A 22,040-nucleotide genomic window follows, 5' to 3' on the forward strand; every position below is an offset into this window, starting at 1 on the left:
TATATTTTTAACGTTATTCCAAATTGGTGGTTAATCGATTCGCGAATGGCTTTTTAGAAAATCCTATTCGTAATGCGCCATAAGCCAACATGATAAAGGCTATGCCAATAGCAACCATAGCAGCAAACACCTGTTGCTCACCGCTAAACACATTAGCCGTGACTAATACTACTGAAATCACAACGACAAATACTGAGATGATATATTTAGCATGGGACTTGATAATTTCAGACTTACTTTTGTATATTGCCACAATGGAAAGTAAAGCAATTAATGGAATGATGACCACTTGTTGCAGCGCAAACATTGCGAGTAAATAAGCGGCTAATCCAATCAGTTTTAAACGGTTTGCTGTGTTCATTATAACAACCTTTGCCATTGTATTTTGATTAGAATGTCATTAACCCCTAATGCAAACAATAAGACATAGGTCGTAGAGTTTAAGGGATTGTGGGCGGGTGCTTTAGCCTCTTGGATGTTTGCAGTTTTCCATGGCCTAAAGGCCATGCTACGGCCTCTTGGCTGTTTGGGTTTTTCCATGGCCTAAAGGCCATGCTACGGTCCCGCGGTTGTTTGGGTTTTTCCATGGCCTAAAGGCCATGCTACGGCCTCGTGACAATATTTACTAGTCGATTAAATGGGCATTGTCGGGCTGACGCAATGCACCATGAATAGAAATCAATGCCCAAATGACTTCTAAGGTGAGTACAGGGTAGTTTTTATCTATCCACAATTGCGGTGTTAGTGCTAAGGCCGCATAAACATTTAAATACAAATAGGTTTTTTGCGTCATTTTCTGTGCGCAAAATAGCAAATAAGCGGCGCCAAAAACTAATGCCGATGTCCAACCTAAGATACGAATCGACAAATCAAGTTGATAAAATAAACCTAACAGGGCAGCTATCCACATAAAGGCTACGGCAACCGCCATCATTCGAAATGTGATTGGTGTGTTCTTTAGGGTGATATTCAGCAGCAATAACAAGCTAATGACAGCCCAAAATCCATTTATTACGACAGCTTGCCATGATGAAACCAATAGTGAGTTTATTATCAGGCTAGTGGCCGCGACCAAATTACCCGCGTAATAGACTCTTGGCGACCAGTTTGTTACTAAGGATAAGTATGCATGGTTGAGTAAATATAAAACCGTACCTATCCATCCTAAGCCTATTGTAATCATGGCTCTAACTGAATATGCATGTTTTTAACTCGCAATTCTTTGCCTACATGGGGGCCATTTAAAATCACAACCTTACTGGTTTCCATCATGTTCTTATAAATGCGGTCTGAATGTGATGGTTTTAGAATTTTTGAACTCCATTGAAGAACGATAACTTTGGTTCCTATTGGAATGGTGTAATAATCAATATCACCGTTTTGATTGGTAAACTCTCCAAGTATTGCCGGAAACCCTTCTGATGTTACTAATGTCGCTAAATCGACCTGTTGCTTAAGGTTTTGAGTTGGTTGCAACTGTGCATCTTCGCCATTGAGTCGCATCGTAATGGCTTGATCAAACTTTTCAATTAATGCCTTACCTTCGGCTGTTTTACTAGCAATAATATGTAGACTAGATTCATCTTTCACTTCATCAACTGGAATAATCAACTGTTTTTGCTCTGAAAATCGGGTATCCAGTAAGTTGTTCATTACGCCTTCGGTCATCGGTAATATTTGTACTTCATTGTTTAATAAAGCGATGAGTGCATCTTCTTCGGTTTCATACTGTTTGCCATCTGTGACAATACTATCTATTTTTTCGCCATAACTATAACCAGCCACTTTGGCTATTTTGAGGGATTCATAGTTGTTATTTGCTAACTCAGAAGACACAAAGTGACGATTAAAATAGAGTCGACTCGTGAGGTAGAATATAGGTTTTGAGTAGTAGTGTTTTTCTGCCCGTTGCTGTGTATAAAAATACGGATAACCAAGTTGTGCTTTTTGTTTTTCCAATAACAATGCGGCGTCTCTATAGGGCACGTAACGCCACTTAACATTGGCTTGTGCGTAAGCGGCAATTGTATCTAACACTTTTGCAGCTCGACCCATAGGTTCACTTTCTGGATTAATGTATGGAGCCCATACATCTGTCAAAACTTCTATTGATACGTCTTGTGCGTATAACCGTTGTGTTTGCATCGTTGAGCATAAAACCAATGCGACTAAAATAAGGAGTTTTTTGCCCATGATTACAGTTTCCTTTTGGCAACAGACATATAAATAAAGGCAAGGGCAATCATCAAACCAATTCCTATTCCAAACATGGTATCTGCATCTAAACTAGCTATTAATGTGAGTATCCAAGAAGAGCTTTCGTCGTTGTAATCTAGAGCCGGACGGGACATCACCTCTCTACTGTGCTGAGACAAAAATATTAATAATTCGAAAATGGTGAACAGACTGATGGCGAATAAAATCCTATCGGTTTTTATACTATTAAGTTTGCTTTGTTTGGAATTTGCTTCTTCAATTTTGTTTGAGCAAATCTCTTTCATATCATCGCCGTTCTTTATCAACAAATCGAATTCCCAAGATTCAAAAATTTCGTCTAAGTATTTCCGTTTTTGTCGAGTTAAGTATTTTTTGTGTTCATTTATCGAAACTTGGTGAAGTTTTGATTGAATTCGACTGTCTTCAAGTTGATTCTGTGCACCCAATAAATTGCCATCAATATATGCATGGGCGATAGCTTCATGTAAGCGCAGGTTACATTTTTCTTGCGCTGTGTAGCAGTATTGAGCAAGTATCATGGTGTCTATGCGTGGATCACTTTTCGCTCGCTTATCAACAATCACGTAGTTTAACCAAGTCATGGATTCAGTTTTTACTTGGTCAAAACCATTAGCGCTTGTGACACTGTCGAAGTTGATTAGATTACAAATTTTTTCTGCGTCTTGTGGACATTCCGTTTCAGCTAGCCACTGATGTATTAATTGACGTATATCCGTGTTTTCTAGTTGTGATCTATGGATATTCAGTGAACGAGCGGTCCAATATAGACGGGTCGAGCGAGACCTAGGTTTAATAAGCAGTGGATTGTTAATACTGTTATATATATCTTTAATAACTGCCTCAAGGGCTGGCAATGATTGTTGTATAGCGAATTCGGCTTGTTGCTGAACTTGTGATTCCATTTGTTTAATATCAGCTTGAATAGGCAAGACCAGTTGGCATTCCACTACCGCCAATTCATTTGGAAATATATGAAACTTGACCTCAACATTTTCCCATTGTGTTTTCCACAGGAAAAATGACATTGAAGATACATCACTATCAAGGTTTACATACTCGGGGCCATCATTGAGCCAAGTTACACTCTCGATATCTTTTCTTTGACTCAAAGACGTCATGAGCTTTTTGAAATTGTTAGATTTGCGGTTAAATCCCCTAATTAAAGAGAAAGGCACATCTATTGGAGAAATGGCGGTGAAACAAATTTGATTATCGGATGGATCTTGTTGGGGGGAATTCGAAACCACGACTGGCTCTCCTTGCTACTACTGAGCGCAATATAGCAAACCTACTGATGAATGAGAATCATTGAACGCCATACATTGATTTGGTGGGGATTTTTTGTGCAAAAGCCAAACCTGTAGGCGGGTGCTACGGCCCCGCGGTTGTTTGGGGTTTTCCATGGCCTAAAGGCCATGCTACGGCCTCGTGGTTGTTCGGTTTTTCCATGGCCTAAAGGCCATGCTACAGGTTTGGAATTGTAGGCGGGAGCTTTAGCCCCGTGGATGCTTGGAGTTTCCCATGGCCCCGTGGTTGTTTGGGTTTTCCATGGCCTAGCCATGCTACGGCCTCGTAGCTGTTTGGATTTTTCCATGGCCTAAAGGCCATGCTACGGGGAAATTTGTCGGTGTTAGAGTTCTGCTGCACCGTCCCAATTTGCGGGGACTAGGGTGTTTTTTAGGGCGTGACACTGTTCTATGTGATGGGCGACCAAGTGGTCATTCGGATTTAACAAACGTGCTTTTTCGAAACAACTTAATGCTTTGTTCCATTGTTGAGACTTGCGATAATTAACCCCTTTTTCGATCCAAGGCGCGGTTTTCAATTTTAATGTCACACTTTGTTCAGGAAGGTGATTGAGTATTTCATACACTTCTACAGGATTTTTACGTCCCTTGACTCGAACCCAATCAAGCAGCCTGTAGGTAAACTTCGCTTTGGCATCTGCAGTTGCAAGTAACTGTGAGCTGACTATGATATCGGCACCCAATTTCGGTGCCAGTGATTCCAAACGGTAGGCGATATTCACACTGTCACCAATCACAGTCGTATCCATTCGATCGTCAGAGCCGACTGTGCCAATAATCACGGGCCCGAAATGAATACCTACACCTATGTTGATAGGTGGATAACCACTGTTGCTTCGGTGCTGGTTATACACGTTTAACGCATAACGCAAATCTAAAGCTGCATTAAGCGCATCTATCGCTTTATCTTGATTACTACCATTGGGATGGTCAAATAATGCCATGATCGCATCGCCAATAAATTTATCAATAAAGCCACCATTTTGATGAATAGGATCATTCATCCGCAAGAAATAGGAATTAAGAAATTTCATCAATTCTTGTGGGGTCATCTTTTCTGATAGACCGGTAAAACCGCGAATATCTGAAAACAAAATGGCTACTTCATCTTCATCTGCTCGACCAAGCTCTAAGGTATCCGAACCATGTTTAGCAAAATGTTCAACAAATTGTCGAGGTACAAACTTTTGGAAGGTTTGAGTTAGGCGAAGTGCTTCATCAGCTTTTGATAAAAACCGCTGATCCGCTTCATTGGCGCGCAAGGTACTTTGCACCTGCGTTTCCATTTGCGCGTCGGTTTGATTCGAAAGGTTAACGAGGTTTCGTTGTTTTAAGATTCGATTTAGACGCAACAATGCCACTGCCATGATGACAATAATAACCAGTAAAACTAGCGGCACAGGTTGTAAAATTTGTTCCAACATTTTTGCGTCTTTTTCTTATTTTTATGAATAACGTAATCAACCTAACACAGCATCACTTTTAAACCTATTAGGCTGTTAACTCAGCGAATACTTCTTTGGTAATTTGTAAGGTTTTTTCTACGATATCCATATCATGCATTGCCGAAACGAAACCTGCCTCATAAGATGCCGGAGCCAAATAAACCCCTCTTGATAGCATGCCATGAAAAAAGCGATTGAACATCTCAGTATCACAATTAATTGCTTGTTTATAATTGGTTACCTTATCTATGTCGGTAAAGAAAATACCAAACATGCTGCCAGCATAATTAACGGTCATCGGAACCCCATGCTCTAAAGCTATAGATTTTATGCCTTCCGCTAAGGTTTTGGTTGCTAGGCTCAGTCGGTCGTATAGACCAGCCTCTTGAATTTGTGTTAGTGATGCTAACCCGGCTGCCATGGCAATAGGATTGCCGGATAAAGTACCTGCCTGATAGACTGGGCCTGTCGGTGCGATTTGTTGCATAATTTCAGCTTTACCACCAAATGCCCCTACAGGCATGCCACCACCGATAACCTTGCCTAAACAGGTCAAGTCAGGAACAATAGAATATAGCTCTTGTGCACCACCACGGCTGACTCTGAAACCGGTCATAACTTCATCAAAAATCAAAACACTTTGATATTGGTCACAAATGTCTCTCAGACCCTGTAAAAATCCATCAACGGGCGGGATACAGTTCATATTGCCCGCAACTGGTTCAACAATAATACAAGCAATATCATCACCAAATTCAGCAAACGCCTGTTTCACACTATCAATATTGTTAAATTCCATGGTCAAGGTATGTTTTGCCACATCCGCAGGTACACCTGGAGAGCTTGGAACACCCATTGTCAGTGCACCAGAGCCGGCTTTCACTAACAGCGAGTCTGCGTGTCCGTGATAACAACCTTCAAATTTAAGAATTTTATTTTTGCCAGTTACGCCTCGGGCTAAACGAATAGCACTCATGGTTGCTTCTGTGCCTGAGTTGACCATTCGTAGCATTTCCATTGACGGAACTAGTTTATTAACCAATTCAGCCATGGTCACTTCAGATTCTGTGGGCGCTCCAAAACTAAGGCCATTTTCAGCTGCATTAATAACTGCTTGACGAATTTTAGGGTTGTTGTGACCTAGCACCATTGGACCCCAAGATTGCACATAATCGATATATTGCTTGCCATCAGCATCGTAAATATAAGGACCATCGGCTTTAACGATGAATGGTGGAGTGCCACCAACGGCTTTAAATGCTCTGACTGGGGAATTGACGCCACCAGGGATATGTTTTTGTGCTTGCTCGAACAATTGTTGTGATTTTTGCATGTAATTTATTATCTCTTTGAACTATACCAATGAACATCACGATCGTATTTTGAAACTAACTTTTCTACCCCAAGGGTCAGTGCAAAAAGCGCCATTCTAACTAATACGCCGTTATCTGCTTGTCTGAAAATGGCCAAATTGGGGTGTAAATTAAGGTCATTGTCCAACTCATTCGCGTCGGCTCGTGAGTCTCTTGGGAGTGGGTGCATTATGACTGTTTTAGATTGGAAGTGTTTAGTATAAATGGTTTGGTTTAAACGAAATTTTCCGCGATATTTATTTGCTTCTGCTTGTGTTTCAAAACGCTCTTCTTGAATGCGAGTTTGATAACAAATGTCGGCATCCACACTGCCTTCGAGTTGATCGGTTATTTTAACCTTGTGGCCTGCGCTGCGAATCACATCCAATATTGACTCTGGCATCGCCAACTCTTTAGGTGAAATAAGTGTGAAACGTACGTTATTAAATAAACTCAATAGCTTAGATAACGAATGCACAGTTCGACCATATTTTAAATCACCAATCATAGCGATATGAATACCGTCAATTTGCCCACCATGATATTGCTGTTCTTTGCTAATAGTATATAAATCTAACAGTGCTTGAGTGGGATGTTCATTCGCGCCATCACCGCCATTAATCACCGGCACGCGGCTGCCTTCAGCAAATTCAGATACTGAACCTGATTGCGGGTGACGCATGGTAATAATATCGGAATACCCGCTTAATACTCTGGCTGTGTCGAACAACGATTCGCCTTTGGCTAGCGCCGAACTGCTCATACCGGTGGTTTCACGCACCTCACCACCGAGTAGATTGAATGCCGTACCAAAGCTAACACGGGTTCGCGTGCTCGCTTCAAAAAATAAGTTTCCCAAAATAGCTCCGTCCAACACTTTTGTGCGTTTTTGGCGAAGCGCGTAGGGTGTCATCTTATCAGCTACATCGAATATCGCCTGAATAGAATCACGGTCGAATTGATTGACTGAAAGAATGTGCTGACCTTCAAAATTCATCGCATACCCTTATGTTTAATGACAGGAAAAATGATTAGGCTGAGAATAGCGCTTATCCTGTTGCTGGCTCGAGAGTCTATCAAAAAATTGCTGTCGGATAATCTTATTTCTGATTATTTTTATGAAATGATTGGCAGCCTTTCAAGACAATCAAATTGTAGGTTGTGGCATAGTTTTTAAGGGCTTTCCTAGTTTCGGTACTTTCACCTATTGCTAAAGTGTCACCGCTACCAGAGAGGTACTTAATTCCACACTGCTGTTGCAAAACCTCCAGAGGATAGAGGTTCATATCTACCCCTGGGAAGCTAATAACTTTGTTAGTAAAGGCCAATAATTTGAAGTTTTGCTGAGCAACTGCCGCGTCGCCATCAATTACTGCTTGTTGTGTTGAAGTTAACGTAGCGAGTGACTCCGTTTGGGTGTCAGATTCGATAATTGGCGACTTTGTCACACTACTGACCTTTTCAGTTATGCAGCCAGATGTGCTAATCATTAGCAATGCCGCAGCGCTCATTTTTAGATTACTCATTTGGCACAACACGCACAGCGGCGCCCTCTCAACCTTGCAGCCGCTAGTAACATTAGCAACCAACCGAAACTACCACCGCCAGAGCTATCATCCGGTGTTGGCAGTGGCGTGGGTGTAAGCACTTCTTGGTTAACGGTAATACTAATGGTTGCAGAATCAGTGGCAAAGCTAGGATCTTCAATTCGATAAATAATACTGTCGCTACCAAAATAACCATTGGCAGGAGTATAACTGACTTGCCCATTATTGATACTGACCCGTCCTGAGCCTACATAAGTGACTTCAGAAATAATTAACGAATCTTGATCCGCATCTGTGTCGTTACTTAATACATCAATGTTAATCGTCCCTGAATCTTGGTCAATTGTGATACTGTCATTCACTGCTACAGGGGCGTCATTGACGGCTTCTATTTGCACCGTAAATGGGAAAACATTGCTATCACTAACACCATCATTAACCGAAATATTGACGATTAAACTTCCTGAAAAGTCAGGGTTTGGTGAGACGCTAGTTTCGTTTGCTACGTAGTTTGCCCCTGGTGACACATCCAAACTGAAGTTGGATGGATAGCTTGAATCCGGATCATCAACTAACAAGTCAGCAAAGCTAATCACAAAACTTGTATCTTCTAATTCGGTTCGCTCGATTTGTCCTGTAATCAAAGGAGCGACAGGATCACTGCCGGGCACTATTTCAAAACTGCCAGGATTCACCGCGTAAAACACATTATCAGAACACCTTACTTTTATGCGGGCGCTGCTTGTACTGGTGCTAGGAGAGGTGACATTTTGTTGACCATCGTTTGCTGTATTGGCCAATAAAGTCGACTCGAAAACGTTATCGCCATCAGCATCAAGCAATATATCCACTGCGGAACATGAAATTGGAGCGCTATTTGTGCTGGCAACCTGCCAATCAACTAGGTGGCTTTGCCCGCCAATCCAACGGGCGTCGGCAATAGGTGTTGTCACCGAAAAAGGAGTATCAGTAGGCTCTACATTGATATTCGCAAATTGCGTAATCACGCCGCCATTTCCATCTCGAACTAAAAGCTCAAATGTGAGTGCGCGCTCGGTGGTGGGGTAGGCTTCGCCAAAGCCAATTGAGTCATTCAGCACTTGACTAATTTGTGGAAAATAGCGACTCGATGCGTCAGAAGGTGGGTAGGAACGAAATAATGGGTTAAATCCATTGTCTTCAGACATTTCTTGCACTGATTCAGTGGCACCGTCAAAACCGCCTGGATTCACTTGATCCCAACTATATGTCAACAAATCATTATCGCTGTCGGTGGCTTGAGCGGTCAAAACGAAAGGGGTATTTGCTGGTATGCTGTGATTGATTTCAGAGCTACTGATAATCGGAATCGCATTGCCATTGGTTTCTGTCGAACCACAATTTCTACGACTTAACAGTGATTGAATTTGTTCCACCGAAAAACTGTGAAAATAATCGTCAGAATCGTTTTGTATATTTTGGCTAGAGCATAGACCTGCATATGACATTATAGTCGAACCGCTGCCAGGTTCGACGGCAGCATTTCTGGAGCGTTGGTCTTCACTGCAGCCAGCGGCGTTGGATGCGTTAAACGTATGTTCTGCACCTAACTGGTGGCCAAATTCATGAATGACTAATTGAGTATAAAAGCTCTCGCCAAAGGGTCTGTTGCTACCAGTTTGTCCTCGGGCTTTAAAGTCCTCAATACAAATACTTTGGATAGTTGCCAAGCCACCTGAGTCGGTATTCAATACATGACCAATATCGTAGTTGTCTGGGCCAATCAGATCATCGATAACGATTTGATTGGCTTCTAAATCATCACTTGCATCATTTACGAAGGGGTCGGTACTGCTATCGGTATAGATAATTCTGTCATTGTTCGCCACAAGCTCAAATTGGATTGCCAAGTCAGTTAATAGAATTTGATTAATCCGATTGATGAGTTTTGCTAATTCGGCAATGGTGCCAGCTTCGCCTCCATTTGCCGCGGTATATTCTCCGCTGGTACTAATCGCTATTCGATAAGTTGTGATAGCGTTTCCATTCGCCCGAGCAGCATCTGGGTCTAAAGATGTCGCTTTTTTTGACACAGTTTTGATGGTTGCTGGTAGGGTTAAGTAATCTTGTTGCTGAGCCAGTTGCGACTTTTGCTGTTCAGGGGTGATTTCATCTTTCACCCAGTAACTAACATAATCTAGAGTGTTACCTAGTTTATCAAACGTCAGAATTGCCCATTGTGTATCGATTTTAAACATTGCCGATAATCCGTCCGGAGAAAGATCAAATCGGCCCTTATCTTGTGGATTATTGACGTTGTAGCCAGTAAACGAGCGGACCAATGGGAATTTCTCTGCCAGAGGTTCGGCCATTACTCGAACTTGCTGTAATTTGAAGATAAGGTAATCACCCTCGGGAGTGGGGACCGAGAGTTCAAATTCAGATGTTTGATTGTTTATCAGCGAAGTGAATTCAATAGGATTGATCGTCAGCTCGTTTCCAGTTGCGACGGTTTGCCTGTATCGGGCATCAATTTTAGTTGTAGTCTTTGACTGTTGCCACAATGGGAATTCTTGAGCTTGTGCCAAAGGCAGTAAACAAATACTGGCGAAAAAGAACGCAATGTAGATACGGATATTAATTGTCATTAAAGTACCACTTTTAACCTAAATGTTAACTTAGTTAAGTGTGGCATAGCACAGTGCCACCAAACTATTTTAGTCTCAAATACTGATTAACCCTGAAAATAACTTACTTTTACATTCAGCAAAACGCCCACCCAAGGCAATCAGACGGAAAGGCAGCTTAGCCAGTTAATCTAATTAAATACGTAATCTAGCGTATTTAGATTTATCTTTCTTGAACCGATTTTTGGGTTGTGGGAGACTCGATGGTGAGCTTCGTTAAAACCAACAAAAAAGCAGTTCTTAGGCAAACGGATATATGCAAATATCAGGCTGTTTGTATCTATCACAGCTTAGCATGTCAAAGTTTCGGATTGCTTAATAATCCTCAACAATACAACTAAAAAATCGTGAAAAGGAAAACTTAGATATGTTTAAAGTGACTAAAATCGGGATATTAAGTTTACTATCGTGCACTCTTTTTAATAGTTTTGCTGAGGTTAAGTATTACCCTTCAGCAAATGAAAATATGCCTTTTTCTCAAGCTACCCAAGTTGATAATATCGTATATTTGTCCGGTCAAATTGCGAATGACGAAAATGGTAAACTGGCTGACAATATCACTGACCAATCTCACCAAGTAATGAAAAACATTGATGCCACATTGAAGGGGATCGGTTTGACTATGGATGATGTGTTTAAATGCACAGTAATGATTGAAGATATCGAAAAATGGAGTGACTTCAACAAAGTTTATGTGACTTATTTTAATCCTAAAAAATTGCCATCCCGCAGCGCTTTTGGAGCTGATGGGTTAGCCATGGGATCGATGTTAGAGTTAGAGTGCTGGGCTTATGCGAATAATTAGTTTTCAGCTCTGATCATCTGAATGATATGGGTAACCGTTCGCGTCACTAATTCAGTTTGCTTAGCTTCTGACTTAGTAAAGGGTAAACCCAACAAGCTGGATAAGTAAAAATCACCTTTTAGCATATTAAAAAATGTGTAGGCCCAATATTCAGCGTTAGCTTTGTCTAATTTTAGGTGTACATTTTGTTGAAAAAATTCGCGTAAAATTTCGATTCCGTGCTGTGGACCTGCGATATAAAACAGTTCTGCTACACGAGGATTGGTAGTGATCTCACCGATTACTACTCTATGCATGGCGATAGACTGCTCATCTTGTAACAAGTTAATTATCTGGTTGCCATAGGTTAGTAACGCTTCAGTGGGATCCTGCTCAACATCCCGCATATGTTCTTCGCCCAATTGATATTGGGCGCATTTGTATGCAATAACCGATGTGAACAATGCATCTTTATTGCTGAAATGAGAGTAGACCGTTTGCTTAGACACTTCCGCTTTTTTAGCCACTTGGTCCATTGACGTAGAAGAAAATCCCTGACTTAGAAATAAATCGCTTGCCGCCAAGAGAATATTAACGCGCTTCTCTTCGCTTTTAGGTCTGCCAACTTTTGTCTGTACTTTCAAACAATTAGACTTTACTTCGGATTTCGATTGCGACACTTTTTTACTCTTGTTTAAATTAAAAGTTAATTACTAAACTAGACGGTCTAGTATTTATATATTAATCTCTATAGTAATACAAAACCGTGTTAGACAAAATAACAATCTTAAGTAGGCTTGATCAGTGAATAAACCATCGTTTAAATCATTACTAATTCCCATCGCAATTATATTGCCACTCATGGCTGTGGTGGGATTAATGATCGCTGCAGGTTCTGGGCAGGTTACTGCACCGCCCTCAGAAGCAAAAATACATCAGGTGGAAGTGGTTAAACTTTCACCCCAAGATAACTATCAACAACAGCAATTAGCTTATGGCCGGTTGGAATCTGCAAACCTATCAAATTTAGGGTTTGAACTAGCCGGAAAAGTGCAGCAAATTTGGGTGGATGAAGGTGATCACATTGTTGCTGGGCAACTGATTGCTAAGCTCGATACCAAGCGACTTGATGCGTCTATGAAAGAGCTAGAAGCGGCGTTGCAATCTGCTAAGTCAGATTTGCGCTTAGCCAAACAGTCACAACAACGGGTGACTGAACTGGTGAGTAGGAATTTAGAGTCTACCCAACGGTTGAATGAAGTTGATGAAAGCACGCAAGTGGCCAAGGCGCTGGTTGAACAAACTCAAGCACGGATTAATACGTTGTTGGTGGAACTTGAAAAGTCCGAATTAAAGGCATCTTTTGAGGGCACTATCGTATCCAGACCCATTGACCCTTCAACAGTGGTCAGTGCCGGTCAGCCAGTGGTGGTGGTACAACAATCTTCAGCTTATGATGCGCGAATCGCGTTATCCAGTGATCAAGCATTCGGATTAACGGTCGGCCAAAAACACAGGTTAATTGCTAATGGCATCAATTTGTCTGGGGTCATTAAATCTATCGCTAAAACCAGACAAATGGATACCCGCACGATAGATGTTATTTTTTCCATCGAACCTAATCAACATCCTTTGTTGCCGGGGGATTTAATTGCATTGACCTATAGTAAGCAAGTTGATGAATCTGGAGTCTGGGTGCCTAAACAAGCGCTCAGTAGCGGTATTCGCGGCTTATGGACATTGTTTACCGTACAAGGTAAAGGGCAACAAACGGTTACTTCTCGTTCTGTTGAAGTGTTATTTGCTGGTCAGACACACAGCTATGTGCGTGGCCCCCTGAGTGCGAATGATTGGATGGTTGTAAGTGGTGCGCATCGGCTCGTTCCCGGGCAAATTGTGAATGCTGTTGAAGCGCAAACATCTGCCAGTGAAGAGCGCGAATTGGCTTCTCATCAAGGTAAGCTGTAATTATGGGACATAATTCGCCTAACAATATTATTAGACCTTGGTACACCCAGTTTTTTAGTAATGGTCACTTATTAGCACTCACTATCATTATTTTATTAGTGGCTGGAATTTCCGCTATTACCTCGTTGCCACGACTTGAAGATCCTCGTATTGATACACGAAACGTGTTGGTTATTACCCCTTATCCTGGCGCATCTGCCGAGCGGGTAGAAGCCTTAGTGAGTGATGTGCTTGAAGATGAGCTGCGTCAGCTATTCGAAATTAAAGAAATTAATTCCACCTCTCGAGCCGGTATTTCAGTTATCAGTATTGAACTTCAGGCATGGGTAGATAACAGTAATAATGAACAGATATTTTCAAAAATTCGCGACAGTATAGCCGATGCCAGTCAGCTATTTCCTGCTGGAGCGGGGGAACCGGAGCTAGATGAAAAGCGCGGCGCAACATCCTTTACGTTGCTAGTTGCGTTGGGGTCGCCTGAAGGTTATCAAACGCCGATGTCAATCTTGAGTCGTATGAGCGATGAAGTTGCCGACCGACTCAGAAACGTGCCTGGAACCGAGCTTGTTAGGATATACGGTGAGTTAGACGAAGAAATTGTCGTTGAAGTTGATCCTCATAAATTGTCTGGTGTGGGATTAACGGTTCCACAAGTCAGTCAACTCATTGCAAACGCAGATCCGAAGTTGCCTGCTGGGGTTGTGCGAACCAATAGTCAAAATATTCGTATTCAAGTTGCGCAAGAATTGGCAAGCTTAGATGTGATTCGTAATATTCCATTGTCAGTATCAGCGAATGGACAGTTTTTGCGGGTGCAGGATGTCGCCAAAGTATACCGAGGATGGCAAGATCCTCCCAATGATATTGCCTTGGTTAACGGCCAGCAAAAAGTCTTTGTTGCGGCGCGAATGCAATCTACTGTGCGCGTAGATAACTGGACAAAAAGCAGTAAAGAAGCCCTCGAAGATTTTAATTCACTGTATCAAGGTAGCGTTGCAGCGGATATTATTTATGAACAGAATCAATATACTGAATCTAGGCTGTTAGATCTCACTCAAAACCTGTTGATGGGGTGTTTGGTAGTGATGGTTGTGGTGTTTCTGTTCATGGGCTTTCGCTCTGCTTGGATTGTCGGCATCTCCTTACCTCTTAGTGCCGCTTTTACACTTTTTTCGCTAAACTTTTTCAATGAACAAATTCATCAAATGTCGATATTTGGCATTATTATCGCTATTGGTTTATTGATAGATAACGCCATTGTAATTACCGACGAAATTCGGGCAAATTTATTAGATCGGCAGAATTCCCGATTAGATGCATTGGTGAAAAGTGTTCAGCACCTGTTTAGTCCGCTTTTAGCCTCCACATTGACCACAATTTTAGGCTTTATGCCAATCTTTTTGCTACCCGGCAATATTGGTGATTTCATAAGCTCTATTGCGATTAGCGTCGTGATGGCATTAATCGGTTCGTTGATTATCTCACTCACTGTTATTGCGTCATTGGCAGCTCGTTTTTTACCTAGACCAGATTCCGAAATGCGGCCGCAGGCTTGGTATCAAGGCGGGATTCAATTCAAAGAGCTTACTGATTGGTATAAAAATACTATTAGTAAAGCGATTAAACGCCCTATTCTTTGGCTATTGTTAACCACTGCATTACCTATTTCAGGATTTATTTTAGCTGGGCAGTTAGGGAATGTCTTTTTCCCCAGTGCAGATCGAGATCAATTTGAAATCCAAATGTGGTTACCTGAAGGTAGCTCGTTAAACACTACAGAAACTGTCGCTAAACAGATGGATGAGCATATTCGTTCACACCAAGGTGTGAATCAAGTTACTTGGTTAGTAGGCGCATCTACACCTTCAATTTATTACAATCAGGTGATGAAACGAGATAATACAGCTCACTTTGCGCAAGCGGTCGTGACTACTGATTCGGTTTCATCAGCAGCCGCGCTGATTTCTGAATTGCAACTGAGTTTAGATGAGGAGTTTCCTCAGGCAAGGGTTGTGGTCAAAGCGTTTGGCCAAGGACCGCCCATTTCCGCGCCTATTGGAGTTGAAATATACGGTCCAGATTTAGCTGTTATCGAAGAATTGGGCCAGCAGGTGCGATTGGTTATGTCACAAATACCGGGGATCACCAATAGTATTGCCACTATCACCCTTGGCGAACCTGAGTTTATCTTAGATGTAACCCGCAATGAGTCGGCTTTAGCCGGATTATCGTTAAATGATATTGCCAGCCAGCTTCAAGCTTCATTGGATGGCCAAGTTGGAGGTTCGATTTTAGAAGGTACCGAAGAAATACCGATTCGAATTAGACTGCCAGAATCGCAACGCAATAATATTGATAGTTTAAATGCTATTCCGTTATTAACTAACACATTAACAAATCAACAACGGTGGGTACCCGTGTCAGCGCTAGGGGAATTCAAGTTCACCTCTACGATTGCTGGAATTACCAGAAAAAATGGCGAAAGAGTTAATATCATCGAAGGGTATTTGATGCCTAATGCCACTGCTGTTGACGCGAGTAAGTTGTTACAAGTCAAACTGGCTGAGTCAGGATTTGAATTACCCAAGGGCTATCGAATCAAATTGGCTGGGGATGCTGATGAGCAGCAAGAAGCTTTAGGACTCTTAGCCGCTTATGCGCCAGTATTGTTGGTGCTGATGATAACCACCCTTATTTTAACCTTTAGAAGTGTCAAACTTGCAGCCTTAATCGCCTCTGTGGCAGTTCTATCCGTGGGGTTAGGAATGTTCAGTTTATGGTTATCAGGTTTACCCATTGGCTTTAACCCGTTGCTCGGCAGTGCTGGGCTAATTGGGGTGGCAATAAATGGTTCAATTGTAGTTATAGCCTCTATCAATGCTAATCCTGCAGCGAAACTCGGCGATATTGACGCTATTGTAAAAGAGACCATGAGCTGTAGTCGCCATATCCTTTCCACCACCTTTACAACAGTGGGTGGCTTTATCCCATTATTAATTTTTAGTGAAGGGAGCTTTTGGCCGCCGCTTGCTGTTGTGTTGGCCGGAGGTGTCGGTTTTTCGGTAATACTCTCATTAATTTATACTCCCATAGTAGCCGGTCGTTTAGCTATTCGCAGAGGAAGAAAATTTGCGCTAGAAACTGCCGCTATGGCTACCTAGTACAACCAGTGGATTCAACTGCTCATTTTAGATGCAGGACTTACAGTTAAGGCTGAGTATCTTAAAGCGCATAGCTATAACTTGTTTATTGCTGCTTTTAATTCGTCTAAACTGCGGTATTGGTGCTGAAATTACCGGATGTGATGGCAATGAACTATGCTTAAAACAATTAAACGATTGTTTCATACAGATTGTGTTTTCTGCCAACGGTTAAGGCTGATTATCCTATGGGGTGTAATTATGATGGTAGTGTATTTTTATGTCTGGCAGTGAAAAAACTAAACGAGATATTACTGACATCGAGGCACCTTTCGAGAGTGAGCTGCACAGTATTAAAATAAAAGGGGTGGCAAAACGAAATGGTTTAACCACTTTTTTAATTGGTTTAGTCGCCTTGTTTGGGGCGATTATGTTATTGGCTTTTCTGCCGCATTCGCTTTATTTAGTCGGCGTTTTTGCGCTAAGTGCCTCCATCGTCACTATGCTCATCGGCTGGTTTAAAGTTCGTGAGCCAGTGCACAGTATTGAGCTCACTAAAACCCATATTTTGTACCATCATCGACATGGTAAATGGTCATTAGAATGGTCAAACATTCAGCGTATCGATGTACCAAAAGTTAGCCATGGTTTAGAACAAATAAACTTAGGAATGGTGGGGATTAAGATTAAACAATATGAGCCACTTCTGAGCTCCATTTCCCCTCGTTTAGCAACTAATTTACTGCTAGAACAACGGCCTTTGCTACTGCAAAATAACCAGTGCGTTGGAGGCGGTTGTTATAGTAATACATTGATTGAAAACGATACGTTCAAAACTCCCGAAGGTAAAATCATTAAAGGCATACCAGCAATGTTAGCCAATCGAATGACCAAATTGAGAGCTGGCTTAGGTTTTGATGTGTTTATTTCAGTGGGAGAACTGGACCGCAGCAGTGAAGACTTTGTTGTTTTATTAAGAGATTGCCTGTCTAGTGTCAATAGCACTTATCCTGACTAACACTTCTTTTATGCGAACGCTTCACTGTCGGTTATGACATTCTTTGCCTCTTGGATTAACGACGGAAGTCGCAATTTCACAATACTAAATTCATCTAGTTTTATGGCCGTTTCTAATTCATCACACAAATCCAACAGCATCGGGACACCGGTATATAAACATGCACCATGTAGTTTGTGAACAAGCTGCTTTAGGGTTTGTTTATCGGTTATCTTCCAAGCATCTTCTATTTGTGTAATTAAGTCAGGTAACTCTGCAACAAATGCACTTAGCATATCTTTTGCGGCAGCCTCGTCTTGGTTTGCAATTTTTAGTGCCATAGACCAATCGACGGAAGAACATTCAGTTGCTGAACTAGAGGTATTACACCAGCGTTTTATCAATACAATCAAATCTTCTAAATCAAGGGGCTTAGGCAGGTAATCGTCCATACCTGAGGCCAGTAATCTGTCTTGTTCTTCTTTGAGAGCATGTGCGGTAACCGCTATGATCGGAGTGCCTAAATTCAACTGGCTTTTACGAATTAAGCGAGACGCCTGCAATCCATCCATAATTGGCATTTGCACATCCATTAAAATAATATCGAAATCTTCCTGATTACATAAATTAACGGCCTCTTCACCACTGTAGGCAAGGCTTAATTCTAGGTGTGAGGGGTTTAACCAGGTGCTTAATAAACGCAGATTCATTTCCATATCATCAACCGCAAGTATTTTGACTTTTGGTAATTCAAGTAAGTTTTGCTGTATCTGATTATGGTGTGACTCGATCGGCGTTTGCGTCAAACTGGCCAGTTTATTCAGGGTTAAAGGGAGACGAAGTTGTGTGGGTTTGGTTACCTGATGAGACTCATCGAAAGAAATACCGTCGCCCGAATAGAGAATTATAAGATTGGAAATTCTAACATTCGTCAATTGAGTCAAAATGTCTACATGCGTGGTTAAGTAGCTTTCTGGAAGGCAGACGAACAGACTGTCATAATCTTGTTTTGTAGTGAAAAACTCTTTGATACTGTGGGCTAGCGTGACTTTTGCTCCGGTATTTTCTAACATCTTAGACGCTGAGTTTGTAGTGAGCGCATCGGTATCTAAAAGCAATACTTTTTTCTCCGCCCAGCCAATGTTGCGAGCAAACTGCTCTGATTTGTCCAATATTTTGGTACTAATAGTGACGCGAAAACAACTGCCTTTTCCGGGATCACTGGTTAGCGTGATTTTGCCGCCCATCAAATGCACTAACTGTTGACAGATCACCAATCCTAAACCTGTGCCTTGATACGTTCGGCTGGTGGAGTCTTCAATTTGCGAAAATGCGTTAAATAGCTTTTTGCGATCTTCTTGGCTAATACCTATGCCGGTGTCTTCGACATTAAAATTTAGCTCGTACATGTTGTTAGGTAATAACTTGCCGGTCACTAGAAGGCTAATATGACCACTGGGGGTAAACTTTAATGCATTGCCTAACAAGTTGGTTAAAATCTGTTTGATTCGTTGTGCATCTCCCTCGAGCTGCTCAGGCAAGGGGGTTAACTCATAAATGAATTCCAACTTCTTATTATGTGCAGATCTGGCCATTACGCTAACCATCTCTTCTAAGACATCATTTGGACAGAAGGGTTGATTATGTAATTGCAATTTACCCGCTTCTATTTTCGATACATCTAATACGTCGTTGACAATATTCAACAAGGTATCTGCAGCAGAATTAATAATCCGCACATGCTCTTGTTTATCAACGGGTAACGGTGTGTGAATCAGTTCTTTGCTGAACCCTAGAATCGCATTCAATGGGGTGCGAATTTCATGGCTCATATTAGCGAGAAACTGAGATTTTATGGTGCTGGCGTTAATCGCATCTTTTCTGGCGATATCTAGACGGGCATTTTGTTCTTCTATGAACTCCATGTTATTGCGTAAATCATTAGTAGCTTGTTGAATCTCGCGTTCCAATTGATTATGACTTTTATCCATCATCGCAATTGAAAATAACCCAGCTTGGATAAACAAACCAACATGCAGACAGTAAGTGGTGAACATATTGGTAGGCAAAAAGCCGGTTAAGCTGGTCATACTGACCAGTGCGCTTACAATGAGTACTAACCAAGCTGCTATGAAGTATCGCGCTGGATTAAATTTATTCGAATAACTTTCTATCCCCGCGACTAAAAAACTGGCGATAGCAAAAAACGTTACCAGATATACAATGGCGTTTTGCCAAGCAGCAGGGAACAAACTTATTAAGGAGCAGAACCCCATGGTGACCAGCACGCCAATATTGGTTTTGATAAAAGGAGCTGTTTTGAATGCCGTTCGTTTGGCCTCTAAAAACATGTAAGTGAAGATGCCTGATGCTATCCCGACCAGCACGAATATTAAATCCATATGGCTGGTTAGCCACAATGTTGCTTCATAAGGAAACAATAAAATTGAGTGCCCACCCCAAACAAACTGCCAAGTAATCACAGCCAGAATATAACCAACAAAGGCTAATAAGCTTAGCTCTCTATTGATTAAATATAAGATTAAGTTGTATAAGGCTAAAATTAATAAACCGCCATAAAATAGGCCCCAAATCAAGTTATCCCAAAACACCATTCGCATATATTTTTCGTATGGTTGAATGTCCAATGGGGCAATAACTTGCATGCTTTTGGATTCGATTCGGACATAGAGATCGACTGGAGTCGCTAGTGGCAGATTGACTTTAAAAGCAGGAAAGCGACTAAATTGGGCGCTGGATAATTTCCCCTGTTTATTTGAAGCAATGAGTTCGTCACCTGCAAATAAATAGAAATCCGCTCGGTCCATGTGCGCAAAACCAATATCAATCACCCACTCTTGTATGTCACTAACACGATTTAAGCTGGTGCGTAACCATAGACCGCCAGTATGAATGCCGTAATTAGGATTAGATGAAGAGTGCCATATAAATTCGTTTCTGCGCTGACGTACGTCATCTATGCTTAGTTGGATATCTGTTTCTGCTAGTACTTTAACTTTATCTGATAGATGGGTGGTTTCTTCATTGTTTATTAACTGCAAAGTTGACTGCGCAAAGGCTGGTAGTCCAATGGTAATTAGAAATAGTCCCAAAACTAAGCTTTTTAGCAGATGCATGATGAGTCATTTCTTCCAAGTGATTGAAAAGCGTAAATATCATTAAACCCTTTGGCATCAGGTTTTTCAATTCTAAAATGTTCAGTTTGGCAACTAACTGACGAATTGGCGTAATAGTTTAGTAACCAGATTAAACAATTTCACTCCAGTGGATGCAGAATGCCTAGTTTATCTTCTATTTCATCGCAACACTCAGAAAATATGGACTAAAGACGGACAAAAACGCGTATAGTTAAAATGATTAATTGCATTACACCATTTAAGGATTTTCAGATGAAAAATATAAACCGCGGATTGACATTATTTTGTGCAGTTTTGTATTCAACGTGGGGATACTCTTTGCCGTTGGAAAAACTTACTCTGCCTGATGGTTTCAAAATTGAAGTGTATGCAGAAGACGTGAGTAATGCTCGCCAAATGGCATTAGGCAAAACTGGCATCGTTTATGTTGGGAGTCGCGCAGAAGGTAAAGTGCATGCTGTAGTGGATACCGATAAAGATGGTACTGCAGATAAAGTTGTCGTGGTTGCAGAAAATTTAACTATGCCTAGCGGTATTGCCTATAAAGATGGCGATTTGTACGTTGCGGCTGTTAGCGAAGTACTCAAGTTCGAAAATATCGATGAAGTCTATGCCAATTCACCAAAAGGGGAAGTGGTAATTAGTGGCTTGCCTACAGAAACCCATCACGGTTGGAAGTATATTGATTTTGGCCCTGATGGTTGGTTGTATGTGCCTGTCGGAGCGCCATGCAATATATGTCAAACGGAAGGGGACGGTAAGTTCGACGACCCTAGATTCGCTAGTATTCTCAAGTTTGATTTAGCCAGCGGTGAAATGAAATGGGTTGCTAAGGGCGTCAGAAACACAGTGGGCTTCGATTGGCAACCTGACAGCAAGGAATTGTGGTTTAGTGACAATGGACGAGATTGGATGGGCGATGATCTTCCACCATGTGAAATCAACCGAGTAAGCGCAGATGATCAGCACTTTGGTTATCCTTACATTCATGCTGGAGATATCAATGACCCAGAGTTTGGAGCCGGCAAAAACCCAGACGATTACACAAAGCCAGAACTTAAACTCGGCGCTCATGTAGCTCCTTTGGGTGTGCATTTTTATCAAGGTGGGCAATTTCCAGCGGAATACAATAAGTCACTATTTGTCGCTGAACACGGTTCTTGGAATAGAACTAAAAAGTCCGGTTATAAAGTAATGAGAGCCAATTTTAATGGTAATGAAATTGGTACCTATGAGACCTTTATTGAAGGGTTTTTAAACCCAGATGATACGGTTTGGGGTCGTCCTGTTGCTTTCTTGGTTTTGCCAGATGGTAGCATGTTAATATCGGATGATTTCGCTAACGCGATTTATAAGGTAACCTATCAGAAGTAAACAGTTTGGCGAATCTTGTGAAAACGATAACAGCTAAAGTGTTATTCATTGACAGCGTTGCCCG

General features: G+C 41.6%; 16 protein-coding genes. 5 read left to right on the forward strand and 11 right to left on the reverse strand.

The window, feature by feature from the left end; translation table 11 throughout:
* Positions 1–13: 13 nt before the first annotated feature.
* From Q4567_RS02615 to Q4567_RS02655, 9 genes are all read right to left on the reverse strand, one after another.
* Positions 14–361 carry a hypothetical protein gene (locus Q4567_RS02615; protein ID WP_216048851.1) on the reverse strand — a complete coding sequence of 116 codons (348 nt, stop codon included), beginning with the start codon at positions 359–361 and terminating at the stop codon, positions 14–16.
* Positions 362–625: 264 nt separating this feature from the next.
* Positions 626–1,183 (reverse strand): hypothetical protein, encoded by a 558-nt coding sequence (locus Q4567_RS02620; protein WP_216048850.1) that lies wholly within the window; start codon positions 1,181–1,183, stop codon positions 626–628.
* Positions 1,180–2,193, reverse strand: a complete 1,014-nt coding sequence (locus Q4567_RS02625; RefSeq protein ID WP_216048849.1) for an ABC transporter substrate-binding protein — start codon at positions 2,191–2,193, stop codon at positions 1,180–1,182. The genes Q4567_RS02620 and Q4567_RS02625 overlap by 4 nt, the downstream gene beginning before the upstream one ends.
* Before the next feature lie 2 nt (positions 2,194–2,195).
* The gene (locus tag Q4567_RS02630) at positions 2,196–3,485 is read right to left on the reverse strand and encodes a hypothetical protein (RefSeq protein ID WP_216048848.1); all 1,290 of its coding nucleotides are present in this window, start codon (positions 3,483–3,485) and stop codon (positions 2,196–2,198) included.
* Positions 3,486–3,868: 383 nt separating this feature from the next.
* Entirely contained in the window at positions 3,869–4,969 is a 1,101-nt protein-coding gene (locus tag Q4567_RS02635; protein WP_216048847.1) for an adenylate/guanylate cyclase domain-containing protein, read from the reverse strand.
* 67 nt (positions 4,970–5,036) lie between these two features.
* Positions 5,037–6,323: a glutamate-1-semialdehyde 2,1-aminomutase gene (gene hemL, locus Q4567_RS02640; RefSeq protein ID WP_216048846.1), complete on the reverse strand. Its 1,287-nt coding sequence runs from the start codon at positions 6,321–6,323 to the stop codon at positions 5,037–5,039.
* A gap of 8 nt (positions 6,324–6,331) precedes the next feature.
* A complete protein-coding gene (locus Q4567_RS02645; protein ID WP_216048845.1) occupies positions 6,332–7,339 on the reverse strand; it encodes an aspartate carbamoyltransferase in 1,008 nt (335 codons plus the stop codon).
* Between the two features lie 103 nt (positions 7,340–7,442).
* Positions 7,443–7,868: a hypothetical protein gene (locus Q4567_RS02650; protein ID WP_216048844.1), complete on the reverse strand. Its 426-nt coding sequence runs from the start codon at positions 7,866–7,868 to the stop codon at positions 7,443–7,445.
* Positions 7,865–10,516: a reprolysin-like metallopeptidase gene (locus tag Q4567_RS02655; protein WP_303499232.1), complete on the reverse strand. Its 2,652-nt coding sequence runs from the start codon at positions 10,514–10,516 to the stop codon at positions 7,865–7,867. The genes Q4567_RS02650 and Q4567_RS02655 overlap by 4 nt, the downstream gene beginning before the upstream one ends.
* Before the next feature lie 406 nt (positions 10,517–10,922).
* Between Q4567_RS02655 and Q4567_RS02660 the strand changes: the two genes are divergently transcribed.
* Positions 10,923–11,360, forward strand: a complete 438-nt coding sequence (locus Q4567_RS02660; RefSeq protein WP_216048842.1) for a RidA family protein — start codon at positions 10,923–10,925, stop codon at positions 11,358–11,360.
* On the opposite strand, the gene Q4567_RS02665 is transcribed toward Q4567_RS02660, so the two are convergent.
* Positions 11,357–12,019, reverse strand: a complete 663-nt coding sequence (locus Q4567_RS02665) for a TetR/AcrR family transcriptional regulator (protein ID WP_303499235.1) — start codon at positions 12,017–12,019, stop codon at positions 11,357–11,359. The two genes, Q4567_RS02660 and Q4567_RS02665, sit on opposite strands and share 4 nt — an antisense overlap.
* Positions 12,020–12,143: 124 nt before the next feature.
* Here Q4567_RS02665 and Q4567_RS02670 point away from each other — a divergent pair, with 124 nt between their 5' ends.
* The 3 genes from Q4567_RS02670 to Q4567_RS02680 all read left to right on the forward strand — a co-directional run bounded on the left by Q4567_RS02670 (position 12,144) and on the right by Q4567_RS02680 (position 17,465).
* Positions 12,144–13,307, forward strand: a complete 1,164-nt coding sequence (locus Q4567_RS02670) for an efflux RND transporter periplasmic adaptor subunit (RefSeq protein WP_216048840.1) — start codon at positions 12,144–12,146, stop codon at positions 13,305–13,307.
* 2 nt (positions 13,308–13,309) lie between these two features.
* Positions 13,310–16,468 (forward strand): efflux RND transporter permease subunit, encoded by a 3,159-nt coding sequence (locus Q4567_RS02675; RefSeq protein WP_303499237.1) that lies wholly within the window; start codon positions 13,310–13,312, stop codon positions 16,466–16,468.
* 259 nt (positions 16,469–16,727) lie between these two features.
* Positions 16,728–17,465, forward strand: coding sequence for a DUF2982 domain-containing protein (locus tag Q4567_RS02680; RefSeq protein WP_303499239.1), 738 nt, complete (start codon positions 16,728–16,730; stop codon positions 17,463–17,465).
* 8 nt (positions 17,466–17,473) lie between these two features.
* On the opposite strand, the gene Q4567_RS02685 is transcribed toward Q4567_RS02680, so the two are convergent.
* Positions 17,474–20,581 carry a hybrid sensor histidine kinase/response regulator gene (locus Q4567_RS02685; protein ID WP_303499241.1) on the reverse strand — a complete coding sequence of 1,036 codons (3,108 nt, stop codon included), beginning with the start codon at positions 20,579–20,581 and terminating at the stop codon, positions 17,474–17,476.
* A 273-nt stretch (positions 20,582–20,854) separates the two neighbouring features.
* Between Q4567_RS02685 and Q4567_RS02690 the strand changes: the two genes are divergently transcribed.
* On the forward strand, positions 20,855–21,976 hold the full coding sequence (locus Q4567_RS02690; RefSeq protein WP_216048836.1) for a sorbosone dehydrogenase family protein: 1,122 nt from the start codon (positions 20,855–20,857) through the stop codon (positions 21,974–21,976).
* The last annotated feature ends 64 nt before the right edge of the window (positions 21,977–22,040 follow it).

The organism is Aliiglaciecola sp. 2_MG-2023 (assembly GCF_030548145.1).
GTDB classification, from domain to species: domain Bacteria; phylum Pseudomonadota; class Gammaproteobacteria; order Enterobacterales; family Alteromonadaceae; genus Aliiglaciecola; species Aliiglaciecola lipolytica_A.

Coding starts and splice junctions, on each gene's coding strand:
- Q4567_RS02685 (WP_303499241.1), bottom strand. CDS start 20,581: ATGCATCTGCTAAAAAGCTTAGTTTTGGGACTATTTCTAATTACCATT.
- Q4567_RS02690 (WP_216048836.1), top strand. CDS start 20,855: ATGAAAAATATAAACCGCGGATTGACATTATTTTGTGCAGTTTTGTAT.
- Q4567_RS02615 (WP_216048851.1), bottom strand. CDS start 361: ATGAACACAGCAAACCGTTTAAAACTGATTGGATTAGCCGCTTATTTA.
- Q4567_RS02650 (WP_216048844.1), bottom strand. CDS start 7,868: ATGAGTAATCTAAAAATGAGCGCTGCGGCATTGCTAATGATTAGCACA.
- Q4567_RS02655 (WP_303499232.1), bottom strand. CDS start 10,516: ATGACAATTAATATCCGTATCTACATTGCGTTCTTTTTCGCCAGTATT.
- Q4567_RS02620 (WP_216048850.1), bottom strand. CDS start 1,183: ATGATTACAATAGGCTTAGGATGGATAGGTACGGTTTTATATTTACTC.
- Q4567_RS02660 (WP_216048842.1), top strand. CDS start 10,923: ATGTTTAAAGTGACTAAAATCGGGATATTAAGTTTACTATCGTGCACT.
- Q4567_RS02625 (WP_216048849.1), bottom strand. CDS start 2,193: ATGGGCAAAAAACTCCTTATTTTAGTCGCATTGGTTTTATGCTCAACG.
- Q4567_RS02635 (WP_216048847.1), bottom strand. CDS start 4,969: ATGTTGGAACAAATTTTACAACCTGTGCCGCTAGTTTTACTGGTTATT.
- Q4567_RS02680 (WP_303499239.1), top strand. CDS start 16,728: ATGTCTGGCAGTGAAAAAACTAAACGAGATATTACTGACATCGAGGCA.
- Q4567_RS02675 (WP_303499237.1), top strand. CDS start 13,310: ATGGGACATAATTCGCCTAACAATATTATTAGACCTTGGTACACCCAG.
- hemL (WP_216048846.1), bottom strand. CDS start 6,323: ATGCAAAAATCACAACAATTGTTCGAGCAAGCACAAAAACATATCCCT.
- Q4567_RS02645 (WP_216048845.1), bottom strand. CDS start 7,339: ATGAATTTTGAAGGTCAGCACATTCTTTCAGTCAATCAATTCGACCGT.